Raw genomic sequence first — 20,306 nt, 5'->3', positions numbered from 1 at the left:
GCTTATAAAGCCCCTAGTTGGTGCAATGTCTCCACCAGTTCGCAGGTGGGCAGTCCCACCACGTTGGTGTAGGAACCGTGGATCTCTTGCACAAAATGGGCAGCACCGCCCTGAATGGCGTAGGCACCGGCCTTGTCCAGGGGGCACCCGGTCTTGACGTAGTTGAAGATCTCTTGTTGTAATAACAGTTTGAAGACCACCTGTGTCCGCACCGCACGTTTGATACAGACGTTGTTCTGCTTATCCAGCACAGCGTAGGCGGTTACCACTTCATGGGTCTGGCCTGACAGATCAGACAACATATGAACCGCATCTGTCTCATCCACCGGTTTGCCCATAATCCGGCCATTGAGTACCACAATCGTATCAGCGCCAACAAAAAAACGCCCTGATGATTCACGTTCTGCGGCAGTGCGAGCCTTTTCCTCAGCCAGCCGCAGGGCATGGGCAACCGCTTCTTCATCGGGCAACGGTTCCTCAGGAATATCTGCCGGCGCCACTCTGAACGGAACGCCTGCCAGCTCCAGCAGTTCTGAGCGGCGGGGTGAGGCAGAGGCCAGCACTATGGCTGGATCAGTGGTCGCCACGTCTGCGCTCCTCTTCACGCTCTTCCTGACGGCGTTTCTGCTCTTCCAGCTCAGCCCAATGGGCCTTCCAGTCCTTCTTCTTGACCTTGTGCAGGACAAACACCCCTGGAATGATCAGGATGCCAAAGAAGATATTTGATTCGATATGGTTCATCAGACCATAGATCAGTGATGCCACGCCCATCAGGAACAGGGCCACTTCCAAAGAAAATAGTCTGCCGATCAGTGAGCTTTCCTGCCGTTCTTTTGCATCATCATGCTGCATGAGAAAATTCCTTCCAGGGGAATATTTTCCCCGGATTTAATATATTATTGGGGTCCAGCGCCAGTTTGATTCCCTGCATGGTCTTGATCTGTGCCGGAGTCAGTTCCATCTCGATATAGGGCTGCTTGGCAAGTCCCACTCCATGTTCGCCGGACATGGTGCCATTCAGGTCCAGGGCAGCCTGGAAGATCTCCTTGATCGCCTCATGGGCCTTTTCTTCCTGACCAGGGATCTCTTTGTTGATCATGACATTGACATGGATGTTGCCGTCACCGGCATGGCCGAAGTTGACGATCGGGATGTCATACTTCTGCTGGATCTTTTCAATCTGACGGATAACGGTCGGCACCTTGCTGCGGGGCACCACGATATCTTCGTTAAACTTGTGCGGGTTCACATCCCGCAAGGATGGCGACACCAGACGTCGCACCTTCCAAAGCGCCTCGGATTCGGCAGTATCCTTGGCAGCCCGGAACTGTACCAACCCCAGCGGCTTGATCAGGTCATGGATACGGGCAGCCTGCTTTTCAATCAGTTCAGTATCACCATCAACCTCAATCAGCAACACTGCCCGGCCTTCCGGGGGGATCCCCAGGTTAAACCGTTTTTCAACACATTGCAGGGTGGCGTAGTCCATAAATTCAAGGGTGGTGGGGATGATCCTGTTGCCGATGATGGTGGAAACCGCCTGTGCAGCGCCATCAATGGAATCAAAGATGGTCAGCATGGTTTTCTTTGCTTCCGGCAGCGGCAACAGTTTGAAGATGATCTTGGTGATCACCCCCAGGGTGCCTTCACTGCCACACAGCAGGCGGGTCAGGTCATAGCCCACCACCGCCTTGTAGGTCTCGGTTCCGGTGCGGATGATCTCACCCGTGGGCAATACCAGCTCCAACCCCATCACAAAATCCTTGGTAACGCCATACTTGACACAGCGGGGGCCACCGGCGTTTTCCGCCACGTTGCCTCCCAGGGTGGAAAACTTCAGTGAGGCTGGGTCAGGCGGATAGAACAACCCCAGCTTCTCCACCGCCTTTTGAAAGTCCTCGGTCACCACCCCTGGTTCCACCTCGGCAATCAGGTTTTCCGTGTCAATCCGCAGGATTTTGTTCATCCGGGTGGTTACCAGTACCACGCCACCTGCCTTGGGCAGGGCGCCGCCGGTAAAGCCGCTGCCTGCGCCACGGGGAAAGACCGGAAAGTTTCTGCTGTTGGCAAGCCGCAGGATCGCTGCGGTTTCTTCAGCATTGGCCGGATGCACCACCGCTGAAGGGAGAAACTCCATCTGGGTGGCATCGTAGCCGTAACAGATCAGGTCCTGCTTTTCAGTGGCAATATTTTCAGGACCAACAATGTCTTGCAGTTCCTGAATAATTATCGGGTCTAACATGCAGCACCTCTACGGATAAGTTTAGGCCCAAATCTTAACCGATGCACTCGCTTAATAGCAAGTGAAAGGGCAGCACTACATGGAGGCGTTGAAATATGGCCAACACACCTTGTGCCAAAAGTTGCACACTTCAATTTCATGCTGTACAATGGAAATCAAATCTCTCTTGGAGAACAAAATATGCAACCGATTATTACCTACAAGGAACGCTGTCGCACCTGCTACTCCTGTGTTCGCACCTGTCCGGTCAAGGCGATCAAGGTTGATGGCGGGTATGCTGAAATCATCTATGAGCGTTGTATCGGTTGCGGCAACTGCCTGAACTGTCCCCAAAAGGCCAAGGTGGTGGTTGACCGGATGGTTAAAACCCAGGAACTGCTGGCATCGGGCGATCCGGTTGTAGCGGTACTGGGCTGTTCCTTCCCTGCTTTTTTCCATTCCTATACCCCTGGCCAACTGGTTGCAGGCCTGAAAAGCCTGGGGTTTCATGAAGTACATGAAGGTGCTCATGGCGCCCGGATGATCGCCCCCCATTATGCGGCAGAGATAGCCAAAACAGACCATACCTTGATTTCTACCCACTGCCCGGCCGTGGTTGATCTGATTGAGCGGCACTATCCAAAGTTGCTACCTAACCTGATGCCGGTGGTTTCGCCGATGCTGGCCATGGGGCGTTTTATCAAAGAGGCCCTGGGACCTCAGGCCAAGGTGGTATACCTCAGCACCTGCATTGCTGCCAAATTTGAGATTCAATCCCCTGAAGTAGCTAATTTTGTTGACGTGGTACTAACCTATGGCGAAATTGAACTGTTTTTTCGCAGGCGGGGCATCTCACCGGCAAATCTTACCGAGGCCGCCTTTGATGGTATCGATCCTGAACAGGGCCGCATGTTTACCCTCTCTGGCGGGCCGTTACGGGCACTGGATATTGCCACTGATTTTCTTGACACAGAGACCGTTGCCGCAGAGGGGGAAAGCCACTCCCTTGAGATTGTGCGTGACCTGGCAGCAGGCCGGATCAACCCCCGCTATGTTGATCTGCGCTTTTGTGATGGCGGCTGCGTTGACGGACCTGGGAAAAACCGTGATCTGACCAACTTTTACAAGCGTAATCTCATTATCCGCTATACCAACAGCACCATCCCCTACCGGACAGCAGCCCACTATCGCACTGCAAAACCGCCAGCCCAGCTTTCGCAGAGTTTTCAGGACAAATCAATCAAGCTGCCTGCACCTAAGCCGGAAGATGTACGCAAAATCCTGAACGCTACAGCCAAATTCAGCCAGGGTGATGAGCTTAATTGCCGTGCCTGTGGCTATGCCACCTGCCGGGAGCATGCGGTTGCCGTGTTTCAGGGGTTGGCGGACATTGGCATGTGTCTGCCCTATAACCTGCGTAAGATGGAGGAGGATCGCGGCATCCTGATGCAGAAGTATGAGTTGATGTCACGGGAGCTGGACAAGCAACTTGGCGAAGATATGATCATCGGTGATGATCGGGAAAATGCTGCTGTGGTTGAGCTGATCCGCCACGTTGGCCCAACGCCCACCACGGTGCTGATTCGTGGAGAAACCGGCACTGGCAAGGAGTTGACGGCGCGGGCCATTCATCGTTTGAGTACGCGGGCAGACAAGCCTTTGGTTACGGTCAACTGCACCACCCTGGCTGATTCATTGCTGGAGAGCGAGCTATTCGGACACAAAAAAGGTGCTTTTACCGGGGCCATTGCTGATCGTAAAGGTCTTTTTGAAGCTGCCGATGGTGGCACTATCTTCCTGGATGAGATCGGCGACATTACTCCCAAGCTGCAGGCAGAATTACTGCGGCTTCTTGATCAGGGAGAGGTGCGGCCCGTGGGGGGGACGTCGGTTAAAAGGGTAAACGTTCGCCTGATTGCTGCCACCAATAAAGACCTGGAACAGGGTGTGCGTGATGGCTGGTTCAGGGAAGATCTGTATTACCGCCTGAATGTGTTTTCAATCGACCTGCCTCCCTTGCGGGAGCGAACTGAATCAATCCCGATCCTCTCACGTCACTTCCTTGAAAAGGCGCGCAAGAAACTGAACAAGCGACTGACCGGCATTGAAGAGCGGGCCGTTACCGCCATGCGAAACTACCGCTGGCCAGGCAATATTCGAGAGATGCAGAATATCATTGAGCGGGCTGCCGTACTTTCGCAAGACGGTGTGGTGCGCCTTGAGAATCTTCCTTCCATCTTTCGTGAGATCTTTGATGAGCGGGCCGGCGTCCTGCCTGGTGTCAGACGCACGTCATTCAAGGCTGAGCGTGAAACCCATGTGGGCCGCCTGGAGAGAAACCTGATCCTGCGCTACCTTGAAGAAGCAGGCGGGAATGTATCAAAGGCGGCACGGCTGGCAGATGTGCCACGCCGCACTTTCTATCGCCTGCTGGAAAAAAACGGCATTGCTGTACAGCGCAAACTTGAGCATGCCTTTGGTAATGAACAGGATGGCGATCAGTAGCACGTTCTAGAATAGTGTATACTTTTGTCCTATATGTGCCACACTTGGCTCATTATGCTCATGAAGCACAAAAGGATTGAAATAGTCTAATTTTGCAAATAGCTTACATCATTATCCTTATTTCGATTTGCGATGTTTTGGCACGGTGTTGGCATATGTATACACTATTGCGTTACCAACAACAGTACAAAACATACATAAGGAGATTAAAACCATGGGCAGAATGAGAGAGAATCCTCGTTACAATGTTATTTCAATGCGTGTTAGCGATGAAGAGCGTGAACAACTTGAATCACTGGTACGCCGGACCCACAAGTCGGTATCAGACATCATGCGTGAGGCAATGGTTGCTTTGACCCTGCAACTTGACCATCGCGACCTTCGTAAAGCAGCTTAACAGCCAGCAAGCTAACTGGCTCCAGGCACACAAAAAGGCACAGGATCTTCCTGTGCCTTTTTGTGTGCTCTATTTGTGTGCCACGGTTGGCATTGACTAGCTGATGACCACCTCAAACTGTTCCTGATGAAAGCCCGGCTTGGCCCTGACCGTTACCCGTTTTTTAAATTTCTTCTCTAACTCTTCCAGCCCACGACGTTCTTCATCATAGAGCAGGTCAGCCACCTGTGGATGCACGCTGAGCAGCACTTTTGTGCCGCGAATATCCAGCATTTCTCTCCGCAGCTCCCGGAAGATCTCATGGCAGATCGTGGTCTTTGACTTGACATAGCCCCGGCCTTCGCAGTAGGGACAGGGCTCGCACATCATCCTGCCAATACTTTCACGCACCCGCTTACGTGTCATCTCAACCAGGCCCAGCTCAGAAATCTTCAGGATATTGGTCTTTGACTTGTCGCTCTTGAGCGCATCTTCCAGGGCAGCATACACCTTCTCACGATTGACCTCTTTCTCCATATCAATAAAGTCAATGATGATAATGCCGCCGATATTGCGCAGACGCAGCTGATAGGCGATCTCCTTGACCGCCTCAAGATTGGTCTTGAGGATGGTGTCTTCCAGATTGTGCTTGCCGACAAAACGCCCGGTATTGACATCAATAGCCGTCAACGCTTCGGTCTGCTCAATGATGATATAGCCACCAGACTTTAACCAGACCTTACGGCCCAGGGCACGACTGATCTCCACCTCTAGGCCGTACTGATCAAAAATCGGCTCCTCTTCATCATACAGCTCAATTGAAGACTTCATTTTAGGCATGAAAGTGGAGATAAACTGCACGATCCGGTCATGATCCGGCTTGGAATCGATCACAATCCGATTCACATCATCGGTAACAATATCCCGCACCACCTTCTGAACCACATCAAGATCAGCATGGATCAGGCTTGGCGCGGTTGCCTTCTCCTTTGTGCTGACAATGGCTGCCCATACCTTTGCCAGATACTGCATATCAGCACGCAGGTCATCTTCAGACTTGCCTTCAGAGGCTGTACGCACAATAAAGCCGCAGCCGGGCTGACGCACGCGATCAACAATCTCACGCAGCCGCTCCCGCTCCTCCTCATCTTCTATCCTGCGGGAGATACCAACATGGTCAACGGTTGGCATATAGACCACATGACGGCCAGGCAGTGAAATATGGGAGGTGATCCGGGCCCCCTTGGTGCCGATCGGCTCCTTGGAGACCTGCACCAGCAGTTCCTGCCCTTCTTGCAGGAGATCTTCAATCGGATGCAGTACCTTGAACTCCTGATTACTGCCATCGTCGTGGTGATCTTCCTTCTTGCCTCCGTCCATCAGGTTTTCATACTCTTCAATGGCGTCAAAGACATCAGCCACATAGAGAAACGCAGCCTTTTCAAGTCCGATATCCACAAAAGCGGCCTGCATGCCGGGCAGCACCCGCACAACCCGCCCTTTGTAAATATTGCCAACGATCCCTTTTTCCCGGGTCCGCTCAATGTACAGCTCAGCAATGGTCCCTTTCTCAATCAGCGAGATGCGGGTCTCGTGGGCAGTGACGTTGATAACCAGTTCTGATGCCATGGTGATACCTCTATGAAAAAATAATGTTGTATGTTCGATTTAGTATGCCACAAAAATGACAGATGTCTTCTGAATCTGTGCAGTTTTTAGCTCATCTGGCAACAGACCGGTTACTGCAGCAGTCAACTCGATTGCCTTTCCGCGGCCGATCGTCAGTTCAAGACAGCTGCCATTGGCTGACAGTTCACGGGTTTCCTGACGCAAATCAATGGTTTGCTGCTGCCCCTTTTTCTGACGAACCAATACCCAGGAATCTTGTGCCATAAATTGCACACATTGTTTTTGTAACAGCTCTGGATCATACCCCGGCAGTGTTATCCGATAGCGGGTGGCCTCAATTAAGGGAGAAAGAGACTCAGCCTTGAGCGGAACCTCGGTTGCCTCCAGTATTGAGATGCCATCAGGCAGAACCTGATTCAGACAAGCAAGTGCCTCATCCGGCCCCATAGCACCCACAAACATATCCATATATTCTGCCTGTGATTCAACCCCCACTGATGTGGCTGTTGCAAAGGAGAAACGGGGATGGGGGTGAAAGCCCTGGCTGTACAGAATCGGTACACCGCCGCGCTGGACCGCCCGGGTAAAGAGATTGATCAGCTCAAGGTGGCTCAGGTAACGGATGTTGTCGGTTTTGGAAAAGCGCAACCGCAGGCGACGTTGAATAATCTCTTGTGTCGCTTTTTCATCATTCTGTGCCGCGTCAGACTGCTCCTGTTGCGCAACCACCCGGTTAGCCAAACGCTTAAAGTCGCAGACACCGCAATTGGAGCAGGCACCAAAACGGCAGTCAGGTGTTGCAGCCTCAGCATGAGCCCGCTCCAGCTCCTTCAGCAGGAATGTCTTTTCAATGCCGGCATCCAGATGATCCCAGGGCAGCAGTTCATCCGTGCTACGCTCCCTAAGATACCATGCGGGATCAATCCCGCAATCACTAAACGCCTGCAACCAACGGGGAAGCGAAAAATGCTCGTTCCAGCCATCAAAGCAGGCCCCCAGCTCAACAACCCGCTGGAGTACATCAGCCAGACGACGATCGCCCCGCGCAAAGACCCCTTCCATAAATGACAGCTCTGCATCCTGATACTTGAAGTTCAGTTTGCGCCGACGCATCTCATCCTTCAGAAAACGCTGACGTTCACGGGTTTCGTCAAGCGATAGCTGGCGTTGCCACTGAAACGGGGTGTGGGGCTTGGGCACAAAGGTGCTGACCGCCACATTCACTTCACCCTGTCCACCTGAACGCCGCGCCTGATTTTTAACCTGACGGGCAAGTTCAGGAATTGCCTGAAGGTCTTCCCTGGTTTCAGTGGGAAGCCCCATCATAAAATAGAGCTTGATTGAGCGCCATCCGGCTGCATAGATGTTCAAAGCGCCTTCCAGCAGATCCTGCTCCGTGATCCCTTTGTTAATAACCCTGCGCATCCGTTCACTGCCAGCCTCTGGGGCCAGGGTAAAGCCGGTCTTGCGCACTTTACGAATCTCGTCAATCAACCCGGCGGTCAGTGTACCGACTCGCAACGACGGCAATGAAATGGCGACCCTGCCGTTGGCATGACGAGCCATCAACTCCTGCAATAACGGCCCAATACAGCTGTAGTCTCCGGTGGAAAGCGACAGCAGCGAGATCTCTTCATAGCCGGTATTTTTTAGCGATGTCTCAATCAGTTGGCTGATTCGTTGCGGAGAACGCTCACGCAGGGGGCGATAGATGTAACCGGCCTGACAGAAGCGACAACCACGGGTACAACCGCGTGCAACTTCAATTGCAACCCGGTCATGAATGGTCTTCATAAACGGTATGATCGGACTATCAGGAAAGGCGGCTGATTCAATATCAGGCAAAAAACGTCTGCGTACGGCTGTGTAGCCAGGCTTCAAAGGCTGAACTGCAGCCACCCGACCATCAGCATGGTACTCCACCTTGAAAAACGAGGGGACATACACGCCATCAACAGCAGACAGTTTTTCCAGCAACTCCTGCTTGTTCCTGCTATCTGACGTCTTCCAGTCTCGCACCAGATTTGCAATCTCAATGACCGCCTCTTCACCATCGCCCAGCAGGAACGCGTCAAAAAACGGGGCAAGCGGTTCAGGGTTATAGGCGCCGGGGCCGCCGCCAATAATCAATGGCCAGCTTTGATCTCGATCGGCAGACCGCAAAGGAATGGCAGCCTGACGCAGCATGGTCAGGATATTGGTACAGGATAGTTCATATTGCAGGGTAAAGCCGATGATGTCGGTTTCAGCAAGTGGGGTTGATGTTTCAAGGGTAGCCAGGGCAATCTGCTCTGCCGCCAGCTGGGCAGCCATGTCGGGCCAGGGGGTGTAAACACGTTCTGCGGCAATGCCATCCAGGGCATTGAGAATTTGATAGAGAATCCGAAGTCCAAGATGGCTCATGCCAACTTCGTAGACATCGGGAAAGGCTAATGCAATACGCAGATCAGCCTTTGGCTTTGCCACTGATCCCATTTCCCCACCCATATAGCGGGCCGGTTTTTCTACGCTTAACAGATCCAAAGGCATGGAGGTTCCTTGCTAAAAAAGAAAAACCCCCGAAGTCTACACTTCGGAGGCATTTTCTTTTGAATGGTGCCCAGGACTAGACTCGAACTAGCACACCCTTGCGAGTACAAGCACCTGAAGCTTGCGTGTCTACCAATTCCACCACCTGGGCAAGGACAAAATCTTTATCACTGAGGGCGATAAAAAGCAACCATTTTTTAACAAGGCGCAGTAAAAAAATCCCGGCCACCATGCTGCGGGTGGCCGGGATTTAAGAAGCACCATCAGACTCTGATTACATATTGTAGCCTGATTCGCTGTGTTGTGTCTGGTCAAGACCCATGATTTCGTCTTCCTTCTCAACTCGCAGACCAATGGTCTTGTCCAGGATGAAGGTGATGATCAGGGTTACGACTACTGCGTAGGCACCAGCTGCCAGTACTGCAATCAGCTGGATCATCAGCTGCTTGGCGTTACCAGCCAGCAGGCCGGTTGCACCGACAGTGGCAAATACACCGGTGATGATTGCGCCGAAGGTACCGCCGATACCGTGTACACCAAAGGCATCAAGGGAATCGTCATACTTCAGCTTGGCCTTGAGCAGGATGCCGCCGTAGCAGACCAGACCTGCAGCCACACCCATCAGCAGGGCAGCACCTGGCTGTACAAAGCCGGCAGCAGGGGTGATGACAACCAGACCGGCAACAACACCAGATCCAAAACCAAGGGCAGAGGGCTTGCCGGAATGAATCCACTCAGCAATCATCCAGGAAAGACCGGCTGCTGCAGGAGCGATAGTGGTGGTGGCAAAGGCAAGACCAGCCAAGCCGCCTGCTGCATCAGAGGTATTAACACCCACGATTGCAGAGCCTGCGTTGAAACCGAACCAACCAAACCAGAGCAGACCAACACCAAGCAGGGTCAGAGGCAGGTTGTGGGGAGCCATCCGCTCAGTGGGGTAGCCGTGACGCTTGCCAAGGAAGGCCAGGAATACCATTGCCGAGATACCGGAAGAGAGGTGAACAACCGTACCGCCGGCAAAATCCAGAGCGCCTTTTTTGAACAACCAGCCTTCAGTCATCCAGACCCAGTGAGCCAGGGGATCATAGACCAGGGTGGTCCAGAGCAGCACAAACAGGCAGTAGGCAGAGAACTTGACCCGCTCAGCCATGGCGCCGGAGATCAGGGCCACGGTGATCATGGCAAACATCGCCTGGTACATGGCAAACACCAGCTCAGGGATAGCGCCGGGCTCCTTGGTGTAGTTCTGGAATAATGCCCACTCAACGGTACCTGAAGCGGCATCCTTCATGATAATCAAGCCATTCAGCATGAATTTGCTGAAGTTACCGATCAGACCCATACCGTTCAGGTCAGGGGCAAAGGCCAGTGAATAGCCGATGACGGCCCACTGAACACCAACAATACCCATGGCAACAAAGGAGTGCATCATGGTTGACAGAACGTTTTTCTGACGGACCATACCGCCGTAGAACAGGGCCAAACCGGGGATCATCAGCAGTACCAGAGCTGAAGAAACCAGCATCCAGGCGGTGTCACCGGTATTCAGTACCGGCTTGACATCCGGTGGGGTAGCTGGCGCTGCTGCGGCAGGAACGGCAGCCGGTGCAACAGCGGGAGCCGCGGCATCAGCAGCCTTGGGAGCCTCTGCTGTAACTGCAGCGGCAGGAGCAGCATCCTTTTTCTCTTCAGCCATGGCAGAGACACCTACCAGGGCGGTAAAGAGGGTTACCATAACAATAATGAGTGAGTGCTTCAGTTTCATAACCAACCTCCTGACTATTTAAATTGCTTTCCTGATAGTTTCCTAGATTGCTTCGCCGCCGGTTTCGCCGGTGCGGATCCGAACTGCCTCTTCCAGGCCGATCACAAAGATCTTGCCATCACCGATCCGACCGGTTTTAGCGGTATTCTGGATCGTCTCAACGACCTTGCCAACCAGCTCATCGGAAACGGCAATCTCAATTTTCACCTTAGGAATAAAATCCACAACGTACTCTGCACCACGATACAGTTCGGTATGGCCCTTCTGGCGCCCAAAACCTTTTACCTCGCTGACGGTGATCCCCTCGATACCGATCTCGTTCAGGGCATCCTTGACTTCGTCCAATTTAAACGGCTTGATGATCGCTTCTACCAGTTTCATGGTGTCAGCCTCCTTTCGGTCCTTCAGATGTCGAATATGTAATGTTGCTACGTTAAGGCTAAAAAGCCCGGGGGCCTGACGCCCCCGGTAAAAGAAGGAGGACAGCGGCGTTTGTTGTGCCTGCGCTCTATGGCGCCTGTCGTGACTTTCTTATAGCAGTGTGCGTGCCATAATTATTAATCATGTAAAAACAGCCCCTTACATACAAGTATGGGTATCTATTAATCAATTAATGTCAAAAAAACAGGCACTGTTTCGGTGGGGCAGCCTATAACTAAGGCAGTTGTTGTTGTTTTTTGACCACCGCACGAAATGTGGTAGGCTTAGGTAGAACCGATTACGAAAAGGAGATACATCATGCCGATTGTTGCCCGTATGGAAGAACTGCCAAATCAGGGGAAGAAGCTGGTTACAGTTGCCGGACAGGAGATCCTGCTAATAAACCTAAAGGGGGTGATCTACGCGGTTGAAAACGAGTGTCCTCATCAGGGTGCGCCAATGACCGGCGCCCTGCTCAAAGATACCTACCTGGCCTGCCCGCGCCATGGCTACCGTTTTGAGTTAAAGGATGGCAGCTGCAAGGAGCATCCAGAGCTTACCCTTAAAACCTGGCCGGTCCGGGTTGAAAACAATGAGATAATCATTGACCTGGCGTGACAAAACCATACTTGACGATCTAACCCTGCTTGTGCTGCTGGGACTTGCCGTAGCTGCAGCGATCTGGGCGGTTATGCATGCGCTGTTACACAAACGGGATCCTCGTTCCGCACTGGTCTGGGTCAGCCTAAGTATTACAATTCCTGTTCTAGGGCCGTTATCCTATTGGCTGCTGGGGATTAACCGGATCACCAGACGTGCGCATCATTGGCATAAAAGCGGCCGTCGCCTCGACCTCAATGAACTTTTCCCGCAGAGTCAGGCACAATCGTCTCTTCTACCCGATACCTATCAGGGGCTGCATAATCTTGAAGTGTTAACTGACCGGGTCGTCAGAACCCGCAACCATGCCGGTAATCGGCTTATCCCCCTGATTAATGGCGAGGAAGCCTACCCGGCAATGTTGGCGGCCATTAAGCAGGCGAACCACTCAATCCATCTCTGCAGCTACATCTTTGATGGGGATAAGATTGGTGATCGTTTTGTGCAGGCTTTGACTGCAGCCGTACAACGCGGGGTTACGGTTCGGGTAATTGTTGACGCCATGGGCGAACGCTATAGCTCTGTTACCGCCCGTGCTGCTTTAAAAGGTAGCGGTGTTGATATACGTCACTATCTGCCGCTCTACAAAGGGCCGTTTATCAACCTGCGCAACCACCGAAAACTGCTGGTCGTTGATGGAGAGCTTGCCTTTACCGGCGGCATGAACATTCGCAGCAACCATTGCGTGGTCACCGCTGGCCCCTTGCATGCAGCCAGCGATCTGCACTTTCAGGTACAAGGCCCTGTGGTAGGAGATTTACAGAGGATTTTTTTAGAAGACTGGTATTTTGTCAGTGGTGAGCGCCTTGATGATCCGCGTTACTTTCCTGCGCTTACTCCCTGTGGCACCGCGCTGGCGCGGGCCATTGCCGATGGACCTGACCGGGAATTTCGCAAGCTGGAATGGATTGTGATGGGCGCCCTTTCAACCGCAAAACAGCGGGTTTGTATCATGACGCCGTACTTTATCCCTGATCGCCCCATGGTGACGGCACTTATAACAGCTGCGCTACAGGGGGTGCAGATTACGCTGATATTACCCCAACGCAACAACCTGCCTTTTGTCGCCTGGGCATCACGGGCAACCTACTGGGAGCTGATTAAAAATGGTATTCATATTCTGGAGCAGCCGCCACCCTTTGCCCATACCAAACTGATGCTGGTGGATGAGATCTGGACCCTGATCGGCTCTGCCAACCTGGACACCCGCAGTTTCCGCCTTAATTTTGAACTGAATCTGGCAGTGTATGATCGGGACGTTACCGCCAATCTGAACAGGCATTTTGAAAGCATACTGGCTGTTTCCCATACAATGTCCCTGCAGGAGATGGATGCACGGCCACTTCCAATCAAGTTGCGCGATGGAGCGGCACGACTTTTTTCACCCTATCTATAAAAAAGATAAAAAGACTCTTTTTATCCTCTTGACAGAAGTCCGATTGCTTGGTAAAAATTTTCTACAAACTTAACACCCCATCCCACAAGGAGAAAACACTATGTCAACCTGTACTCTTGTTACTAAGGCTGCTCCTGATTTTACCGCTGATGCCGTTATGGCCGACAACTCATTTGGCCAGGTCACCCTTTCCAGCTATCAGGGCAAGTACGTCTATCTGTTGTTCTACCCACTGGACTTCACCTTTGTCTGCCCTTCAGAAATCCTGGCATTCAATAAAAAGCTGGATGAATTCAAGTCCAGAAACTGTGAACTGCTCTCTATCTCAATTGACTCCAAGTTTACCCACCTGGCCTGGAAAAACACCAAGGTTGAGGATGGCGGCATCGGCAATGTTCAGTTCCCCATGGTGGCAGACCTTAACAAGGAGATCACCAAGGCCTACGGCATTGAGCATCCTGCCAGCGTTGCACTGCGCGGTCTGTTCCTGATCGACCCTAAAGGTGTTGTACGCCATTGTGTAATCAACGATCTGCCCCTTGGTCGTAGCGTTGATGAGGCGCTGCGGATGCTGGACGCACTCCAGTTTACCGATACCCACGGCGAAGTCTGCCCGGCCAACTGGAAGCAGGGCGATGAGGCGATGAAGCCCACAGCTGAAGGTGTTGCTTCTTATCTGGCAAAACACAGCAAGTAAGCCACACAAGCCAGACCATTAAGCTGTTTTCAGGAGGGCGCTACCAAGGTGGCGCCCTCTTTTTTTATGTAGCTGCATGACAGCAGCCTATTTACGGTTATACTGGTGCCATGCACCGTACCGGACGACCTCACCAATCCTTTCCCTATACCTGCACAACCATTGACGGCGTTGTGGCTGTGGAGCCTGTTGGCCAGTCCTATCGTGTCTTTGTGCGGGACAACAGCGGCATTACGTTCCACGACTACCCCTTTTCTCCCTTTATCCTGCTGTCTGACCCTGGGCTGGCAGCAGATGCCCCTGTTATCGTAAACCACCATCATCTGGCAGGCAGCGGCAAGCTCTGTTGGCTTACAGAACTAGCAAACTGGCATGATTGGTATTTGCTACGTGATTATTTGCACCGGCTGGGTAAACCAGACGCATGGTTTGCCATCCAGGACGGTTGTCAGCAATTTTTAATGACAAGCGGGATTACATTTTTTCAGGGATTGGCTTTCAAGGATCACCGGTATATCTGTATTGCCATCCAGAAAGACGCACATTCCCTGCACGCCATTGCGGTCACCAATGGCTTGGACTACCAGGAGTTCGTTAGCAGCAGCCATCAGACTGAAGCAGAAATGCTGACCCACCTCACACAGATTATTCAAGACCAAGACCCGGACGTCATAGCCGGTTATCAGCTAAACAGATCAGCTCTGCCGTACCTTGTTCAGTTGGCCCAGAAGCACAAGGTCAGCCTTGCCTGGGGCAGAAACGGATCAGTGCCCTATCAGCACCAGGCAGTTGATCATCGTACCCTGCAACAGTATGCGGTTTTCGGACGATCTGTGGTCGATGTTGAGACATTGGTTAGCCACTACAACCGCCATAGACAACCATTGTCAGCCACTGCCCCAGATCAGACGTCCGTACTACTGGGCAGCCCCGAACAGACCATTGCAGATAAAGAAACAGACATTGCCGCTGCTGGACAAGCGAGTGCGCTCTATCAGCTACATGTAGAGTTTTGGTACCTGCACGCTCAATCCTACCCAGTCAATTTTCAAAATGTCTTTTACAAACCTGAGGCAACTTCGATTGACGCTCTCCTGATCCGCGAATACCTGCAGCAGCAGCATGCACTGCCAGCTCTGTCAGCAGCACAAAAACAACACAAACATGCTGATGAACAGCTGCTGTTCCAGGGACAGGCCGGGCCTGTTATCCGCTGCGACCTATCCCGGCTATCTGCCTCGATTATGGTTGCCTACCGGATAACACCCCGCTCAGACGAGCTGGGCATTTTTTCAAGACTGCTTACCCAAACAGCTCAACACTATGCAACTCGTCACTCAAATGACTCTAATCCTGGAATATCAGCCTGGCTTGAACTATTGGGCACCAGCTGCTGCCTGTTCTCAGACGCAGCCGCTGCCGCAGAGGTGGAGCGTTTAAAACATGTCATTACCAAAGACCTGCTCAGTTGGCTCAGAGATGCAGGTGCATGGCCCATTGCTGTTAACAGCCAGGAGCTCTACTTTATTCCACCTGATGGTCATGAGGATGGCAGCAGAGAAATCAGCATACTACTCCAACGCTTAGGCAGCATTCTGCCAAGTGGCGTCGCCTTACCTTATACAGGGCCTTACCCCTCAATGTTTATTTACAAGGCGAACCAATATGCCGTACTTACAGACTCGGGGCAGGTGTTTTTCAAGGGGGCTATTTTCCGTTCCCGCAGCATGGAACCATTTTTACAAGAGTTTATCAGTGAAGCGGCCAGATTGTTCCTGACTGGTAACGGCATGGCTATTGAGCAGCTCTACGCCAGCTTTGTACGTCGATTAACAGCCGCAAGCTGCCCAGTGGACTGGATCATGCGGTGTGAAACCTTGGCAGACTCACAAGAACAGTATTTACAGGCGGTTCAAAGAGGTGCCAGAAATCGTGCAGCTGTGTATGAATTGGCACTGAGGGAAAAGGAGAATTGGCGGGTCGGAGAGAAAATCAGCTATTATGTGACAGGTGTTTCAAAAAACTGCGTAGTACACGCAAGCTGCAAGCTGGCAAAAGATTTTGATCCGCAGTATCTAGACCTGAATAAAGCCTGGTATCTGGAACGCCTCCATCAACTCTTTAAGCGACTTACACCTTTTCTGCCTGCTGAACCGCTGCTGTTCAGATAAAAAAAGGCCGCATCCCGAAGGATACGGCCTTTTAAGCTTAGCTAAGAAACAATTACTTAGCAGGAGCAGCAGCAGGAGCAGCAGCTTCTGCAGGAGCAGCAGCGTCTTTCTTAGCTGCTTTTTTAGCGGCTTTCTTCTTTGCAACTTTCTTCTTTGCAGGTGCCTTCTCAGCAGCAGGTGCCTTCTCAGCAGGAGCAGCAGCAGGAGCAGCAGGCTCAGCAGCGAAAGCGAAACCAGCGAAAGCAACAGTTGCGATCAGGGAAGCGATAATCTTTTTCATGGGGTACATCCTCCTAATGGAATTTAGATGTTTTTGTTATAGCAGGAGTCGTGCCAAAGCCTGTCGTCATTAATTTTATCAACAGAATAAGCATGTTACGACTAGGAGCAATTTTAGGTCAGCCTGAAGCCCATTTACTATACCGCAAATAAGGTAGCTGGTTCTTGATTTGGGTTATTTAACGAATATGTCTGGCCTAAGCTTCCGTAGTGTTTGTGTGACAGAGTCAGGGGAGTATTGAGGAGAAAACTCAGGTACAAGCTGCTGTAAAGAGTCCATAACCTCCCGCGTGTCTGCGCTAGCAGCTGCGATCACCAACTTGTCAACAGCAGCTACAATTGTCCCCAGATCATACTCAACTGACTCCAGTACCTTGATTTTATGATGGACGGTCGGTTTGACTCCTTCACCCGCTACCAGAAGCTCTTCATACAGCTTTTCACCTGGACGAAGGCCGGTAAAGACAATCTCTATATCTTCATGGGGTGTCAGACCGGAGAGACTGATCAGCTCCTCAGCCAGATCAACAATTTTGACCGGCTCCCCCATATCCAGCACAAATATCTCACCACCATTACCGATGCACCCAGCCTGCAGTACCAGTTGGCTAGCCTCAGGTATGGTCATGAAATAGCGAATGACATCAGGGTGGGTAACTGTCACCGGTCCACCAGCAGCTATCTGCTCCTTAAACAGGGGGATAACACTGCCATTACTGCCCAACACATTGCCAAATCGGACGGTAGTAAAGTTAGTTTGACTTTCCCGTGCCAGCGCCTGCACAAAAAGCTCTGCGGCACGCTTGCTGGCCCCCATAATATTGGTAGGATTTACGGCCTTGTCAGTTGATATCATGACAAAGTTCTGGACACCAAACGCGCTGGCCTTTTCAGCTAACAAGCGGCTTCCCATGATATTGTTAGTTACCGCTTCTACCGGATTATACTCAATCATCGGTACATGCTTGTAAGCCGCAGCATGAAAAACCACTTCAGGCAAAAAAGTCTCAAAAACATAGTCCAAACGTCCTGCCTGCCGGATGTCAGCCAACACCGGTGCCAACCGCATATCAGGGTGGGTCTCTGACAACTCTTTCTCAATCTGATAGAGCGGTGTCTCTGCACTGTCCAGCAACACCAGCTTTGCCGGGTTGAAACGAGCAACCTGACGACAGATCTCACTGCCAATACTACCGGCTGCGCCGGTTACCAGTACCCGTTTACCCTCCAGATAGTTACGGATCGCCGCTTGATCAAGCTCAATGGGATCACGCCCCAACAGGTCACAGATATCCACATCTTTTATCTGCGAGATCGATATTTTACCTTCAATAATATCGCTGATTGCAGGCAGGGTTTTGAAACGCACCTTGCAATGCTCACAGGACTTGACGATATCCCGCATAGCATTGCCAGCAGCAGTTGGGATGGCGATAATGACATCTTCAATTGAGTACGAACCGATCAGCCTTGCAAGCTCTTTTGTCGTTCCGAGTACCGTAATACCGTGCAGCTTCATACCCGTTTTTTGCGGATCATCATCAACAAACCCTACAATGTTAAAAGCTGAATCCTGCTGGCGTCGGATCTCCTTCAAAAGCAGACTTCCCGCCTCACCGGCGCCAACAATAAGCGTACGCTGACCAACAGTATTACGTCGAGGCATAATCACGGTCTCGCGGTAGACACGCCAGACAAGGCGGCTTGACATTATCAGCGCCAGCAGCAAAAACCAGTCAAGTATGAATATGGAGCGGGGGTAGGGGGCAAAGTGCCGTAGATACATCAAGACAAATCCTGAAATAACCGTGGAGGCTGTTACGACTTTGGCAATTTCAACACCATCCTGCAGAGAGGCATAACGCCAAAGATTACGATAAAGACCGGAAAACAGAAAAACCAGCGGTTTAATCATAAGAGAGACAAGTAAACCTTGTCTGAATAACGGCAGTAATGCTGCCGGGACAGTAAAATCAAAGCGCAGCAAAAAGGCAAAAACAAAGGCCAATCCGATTAGCACGACATCTAATCCAAATACCAGAAGCCGTCGGCGGCTGAAGGATATTGTGGTAGAGAATTTCAAGCTTAATCCTTACTTGTTACTTCATGAATTTCTTTGATTTTAAGGCCGCTGGCCATACCGGCAATGAGTGCCAGCCATGCCAGATAAAAGTCGCCGGTAAGCATGGTGTTAGTAAGACCACCAACTACAAAAACAATCAAAAATGCTCCAGTGGCAGCTCCAGCAAGCGTTTCTCTGAAACGCCAGGCTGTCACAGCAAGGCGCCAAAGAAAGAAAACGAGAACAGCAAAGCCTGAAATTCCATAGTTGCCAAGTAAATGAAAATATGTACTGTGCGGGTTGTTAAATGCGTATGGGATCTTGCTGTACCCTTCTCTCATCCAGCGAGGGCTGAATCCATTTGTGCCTGAACCGATCAAGGGGGTTTCTGTAAAATTGCGCCAGGATACTTTCCACATTTCAAATCTGGCCCCCATTGAAGTGGTAACGGTACCTCCACTGTACAGCTGTAGATCTGACTTGCCAGCAGCTATGCGTTGTTTGAAAACAGATGAATTTAGCACGAAGGCCGTGACTATAAGTACCAGGATTACAGCGAATACACGGCTCAGCTTGGAAAGGTTGTAAAGCATGAAGCCCGACATAACAAGGAATGCAAGGTATCCGGTTCTTCCAGGTACAACCAGAAATAGATCTGCAATACATATTAATAGGCCGACGCCAGCCAATGCTCTTGAAAAAATGGTTTGCGAATACCGAATTACAAACGTGAGAAGCCCTGCCGTAAAAACGAGTAGAAGGGAAAAAGCACCTGTAAGGGTGCCGTTGTGAAGCCCCAAAGATGATCCGGCATCTTTTTGAGGTATTAGACTAAAGTGTTGCATCAAAGAGATACTTGCAGAAAACACAGTGCCTGCAAGAAGCAGATACACAGCCTTTGGCAACAGATCAGGATGGTTCCTGGTCCAAAAAGCCATGGCCAACATATAAAGACCGAAAAGTGTATCCTTCAAATAGGCGCCATAGGGACCGGGGCCTGGATGTAAGAACCAGATAGCAGGCAAGAGCATCAGCAGCAAAGCAGCAATGGTATTTTTTTCTCGGAGTGGGTTGACGCTGCTGGCTTTTGTTATGGACACTAATGCAAACAGTGCCATCAGCGTTACCAGAACCGCCGCTATATTTGAGGGTGCTTTTGCTATTGGAAATAGTAGACACCAAAGCAGTCCGCTGACGCTGAAAAGAGTTGCACCAAAACTGTCAAGCTTTTCTGTGGTTAAGGATTTAGTCATTGTTATAGGCCCAAGTCACAGAATTATTTTTCTGATAGTTTTAACTATGGCTCTTCAGCAGAATCTGTGGGTAGCCTCAGGTTCTGGCAGGTTGCCAAGTGTATGATACAAGGCGATTTTCATCACTTCAAAGTTTCTGAAACCGTATGCTTTACGTGACGTCACTTTAGCCTTGTTGTTGAATCCTTCTACGGCCCCCAAGGCAACCTGCCCTTTGGTCCGAAACCAGTTGAGTAACAGCTCCCGATGCGAGCGCAGCATCTTGGCAATCTTCTTCATCGGGATGATGCGTGACCTCATGGTTCTTTTGCACCAAGCATCCAGAAATCTGGCAGCCCAGCCC

At 51.3% G+C, this 20,306-nt stretch carries 17 protein-coding genes and 1 tRNA gene; 6 read left to right on the top strand and 12 right to left on the bottom strand.

The genetic code is table 11. From position 1 onward, the window contains the following. Positions 1-2: 2 nt before the first annotated feature. Genes B5D39_RS14020 through B5D39_RS14010 form a run of 3 tightly spaced genes read right to left on the bottom strand, consistent with a single transcriptional unit; the run spans position 3 to position 2,242 of the window. Entirely contained in the window at positions 3-587 is a 585-nt protein-coding gene (locus B5D39_RS14020) for a Maf family nucleotide pyrophosphatase (RefSeq protein WP_078791077.1), read from the bottom strand. Then, a complete protein-coding gene (locus B5D39_RS14015) occupies positions 574-852 on the bottom strand; it encodes a hypothetical protein (RefSeq protein WP_078791076.1) in 279 nt (92 codons plus the stop codon). Before B5D39_RS14015 ends, B5D39_RS14020 begins: the two co-directional genes overlap by 14 nt. Further along, positions 842-2,242 carry an FAD-binding oxidoreductase gene (locus B5D39_RS14010; protein ID WP_078791075.1) on the bottom strand — a complete coding sequence of 467 codons (1,401 nt, stop codon included), beginning with the start codon at positions 2,240-2,242 and terminating at the stop codon, positions 842-844. The genes B5D39_RS14015 and B5D39_RS14010 overlap by 11 nt, the downstream gene beginning before the upstream one ends. A gap of 180 nt (positions 2,243-2,422) precedes the next feature. Between B5D39_RS14010 and B5D39_RS14005 the strand changes: the two genes are divergently transcribed. Both B5D39_RS14005 and B5D39_RS14000 read left to right on the top strand, forming a co-directional pair. Then, complete coding sequence (locus B5D39_RS14005) at positions 2,423-4,726, top strand: sigma 54-interacting transcriptional regulator (protein ID WP_078791074.1); 2,304 nt, start codon at positions 2,423-2,425, stop codon at positions 4,724-4,726. 214 nt (positions 4,727-4,940) lie between these two features. Beyond that, positions 4,941-5,123 (top strand): ribbon-helix-helix protein, CopG family, encoded by a 183-nt coding sequence (locus tag B5D39_RS14000; RefSeq protein WP_078791073.1) that lies wholly within the window; start codon positions 4,941-4,943, stop codon positions 5,121-5,123. 96 nt (positions 5,124-5,219) lie between these two features. Here B5D39_RS14000 and B5D39_RS13995 read toward each other — a convergent pair whose 3' ends face one another. The 5 genes from B5D39_RS13995 to B5D39_RS13975 all read right to left on the bottom strand — a co-directional run bounded on the left by B5D39_RS13995 (position 5,220) and on the right by B5D39_RS13975 (position 11,406). Then, positions 5,220-6,731, bottom strand: coding sequence for an Rne/Rng family ribonuclease (locus B5D39_RS13995; protein ID WP_078791072.1), 1,512 nt, complete (start codon positions 6,729-6,731; stop codon positions 5,220-5,222). A 39-nt stretch (positions 6,732-6,770) separates the two neighbouring features. After that, a complete protein-coding gene (locus tag B5D39_RS13990; protein ID WP_078791071.1) occupies positions 6,771-9,260 on the bottom strand; it encodes a TIGR03960 family B12-binding radical SAM protein in 2,490 nt (829 codons plus the stop codon). A 64-nt stretch (positions 9,261-9,324) separates the two neighbouring features. Beyond that, positions 9,325-9,411: transfer RNA gene (locus tag B5D39_RS13985), tRNA-Leu, on the bottom strand. 123 nt (positions 9,412-9,534) lie between these two features. Then, on the bottom strand, positions 9,535-11,025 hold the full coding sequence (locus B5D39_RS13980; RefSeq protein WP_078791070.1) for an ammonium transporter: 1,491 nt from the start codon (positions 11,023-11,025) through the stop codon (positions 9,535-9,537). A 42-nt stretch (positions 11,026-11,067) separates the two neighbouring features. Then, positions 11,068-11,406, bottom strand: a complete 339-nt coding sequence (locus B5D39_RS13975) for a P-II family nitrogen regulator (RefSeq protein ID WP_078791069.1) — start codon at positions 11,404-11,406, stop codon at positions 11,068-11,070. Between the two features lie 357 nt (positions 11,407-11,763). Between B5D39_RS13975 and B5D39_RS13970 the strand changes: the two genes are divergently transcribed. From B5D39_RS13970 to B5D39_RS13955, 4 genes are all read left to right on the top strand, one after another. After that, the gene (locus B5D39_RS13970) at positions 11,764-12,063 is read left to right on the top strand and encodes a Rieske (2Fe-2S) protein (protein ID WP_078791068.1); all 300 of its coding nucleotides are present in this window, start codon (positions 11,764-11,766) and stop codon (positions 12,061-12,063) included. After that, positions 12,050-13,501 carry a cardiolipin synthase gene (gene cls, locus B5D39_RS13965; RefSeq protein WP_139366780.1) on the top strand — a complete coding sequence of 484 codons (1,452 nt, stop codon included), beginning with the start codon at positions 12,050-12,052 and terminating at the stop codon, positions 13,499-13,501. Before B5D39_RS13970 ends, cls begins: the two co-directional genes overlap by 14 nt. A gap of 100 nt (positions 13,502-13,601) precedes the next feature. Next, the gene (locus B5D39_RS13960) at positions 13,602-14,198 is read left to right on the top strand and encodes a peroxiredoxin (RefSeq protein ID WP_078791067.1); all 597 of its coding nucleotides are present in this window, start codon (positions 13,602-13,604) and stop codon (positions 14,196-14,198) included. A gap of 110 nt (positions 14,199-14,308) precedes the next feature. Then, the gene (locus B5D39_RS13955) at positions 14,309-16,369 is read left to right on the top strand and encodes a 3'-5' exonuclease (RefSeq protein WP_078791066.1); all 2,061 of its coding nucleotides are present in this window, start codon (positions 14,309-14,311) and stop codon (positions 16,367-16,369) included. A gap of 52 nt (positions 16,370-16,421) precedes the next feature. On the opposite strand, the gene B5D39_RS13950 is transcribed toward B5D39_RS13955, so the two are convergent. The 4 genes from B5D39_RS13950 to B5D39_RS13935 all read right to left on the bottom strand — a co-directional run. Continuing rightward, positions 16,422-16,649, bottom strand: coding sequence for a hypothetical protein (locus B5D39_RS13950; protein ID WP_078791065.1), 228 nt, complete (start codon positions 16,647-16,649; stop codon positions 16,422-16,424). Positions 16,650-16,823: 174 nt separating this feature from the next. Beyond that, positions 16,824-18,668, bottom strand: a complete 1,845-nt coding sequence (locus tag B5D39_RS13945) for a polysaccharide biosynthesis protein (protein ID WP_244161423.1) — start codon at positions 18,666-18,668, stop codon at positions 16,824-16,826. 65 nt (positions 18,669-18,733) lie between these two features. Further along, positions 18,734-19,963 (bottom strand): O-antigen ligase family protein, encoded by a 1,230-nt coding sequence (locus B5D39_RS13940; RefSeq protein ID WP_078791064.1) that lies wholly within the window; start codon positions 19,961-19,963, stop codon positions 18,734-18,736. A 54-nt stretch (positions 19,964-20,017) separates the two neighbouring features. Further along, positions 20,018-20,306: transposase (locus tag B5D39_RS13935; protein WP_139366779.1), on the bottom strand; the 289-nt coding region annotated here is incomplete at its 5' end.

It is taken from the genome of Trichlorobacter thiogenes (assembly GCF_900167465.1).
In the GTDB taxonomy this organism is placed as follows: Bacteria; Desulfobacterota; Desulfuromonadia; order Geobacterales; family Pseudopelobacteraceae; genus Trichlorobacter; species Trichlorobacter thiogenes.
The sequence above is the reverse complement of the archived record's forward strand: the minus strand, read 5'-3'. Positions and strand labels throughout refer to the sequence as shown.

Bases quoted from the DNA above. Each gene is read 5' to 3' on its own strand.
- B5D39_RS14015 (WP_078791076.1), bottom strand. From the start codon at position 852: ATGCAGCATGATGATGCAAAAGAACGGCAGGAAAGCTCACTGATCGGC.
- B5D39_RS14010 (WP_078791075.1), bottom strand. From the start codon at position 2,242: ATGTTAGACCCGATAATTATTCAGGAACTGCAAGACATTGTTGGTCCT.
- B5D39_RS14005 (WP_078791074.1), top strand. From the start codon at position 2,423: ATGCAACCGATTATTACCTACAAGGAACGCTGTCGCACCTGCTACTCC.
- B5D39_RS14000 (WP_078791073.1), top strand. From the start codon at position 4,941: ATGGGCAGAATGAGAGAGAATCCTCGTTACAATGTTATTTCAATGCGT.
- B5D39_RS13995 (WP_078791072.1), bottom strand. From the start codon at position 6,731: ATGGCATCAGAACTGGTTATCAACGTCACTGCCCACGAGACCCGCATC.
- B5D39_RS13990 (WP_078791071.1), bottom strand. From the start codon at position 9,260: ATGCCTTTGGATCTGTTAAGCGTAGAAAAACCGGCCCGCTATATGGGT.
- B5D39_RS13980 (WP_078791070.1), bottom strand. From the start codon at position 11,025: ATGAAACTGAAGCACTCACTCATTATTGTTATGGTAACCCTCTTTACC.
- B5D39_RS13975 (WP_078791069.1), bottom strand. From the start codon at position 11,406: ATGAAACTGGTAGAAGCGATCATCAAGCCGTTTAAATTGGACGAAGTC.
- B5D39_RS13970 (WP_078791068.1), top strand. From the start codon at position 11,764: ATGCCGATTGTTGCCCGTATGGAAGAACTGCCAAATCAGGGGAAGAAG.
- B5D39_RS13960 (WP_078791067.1), top strand. From the start codon at position 13,602: ATGTCAACCTGTACTCTTGTTACTAAGGCTGCTCCTGATTTTACCGCT.
- B5D39_RS13955 (WP_078791066.1), top strand. From the start codon at position 14,309: ATGCACCGTACCGGACGACCTCACCAATCCTTTCCCTATACCTGCACA.
- B5D39_RS13950 (WP_078791065.1), bottom strand. From the start codon at position 16,649: ATGAAAAAGATTATCGCTTCCCTGATCGCAACTGTTGCTTTCGCTGGT.
- B5D39_RS13940 (WP_078791064.1), bottom strand. From the start codon at position 19,963: ATGACTAAATCCTTAACCACAGAAAAGCTTGACAGTTTTGGTGCAACT.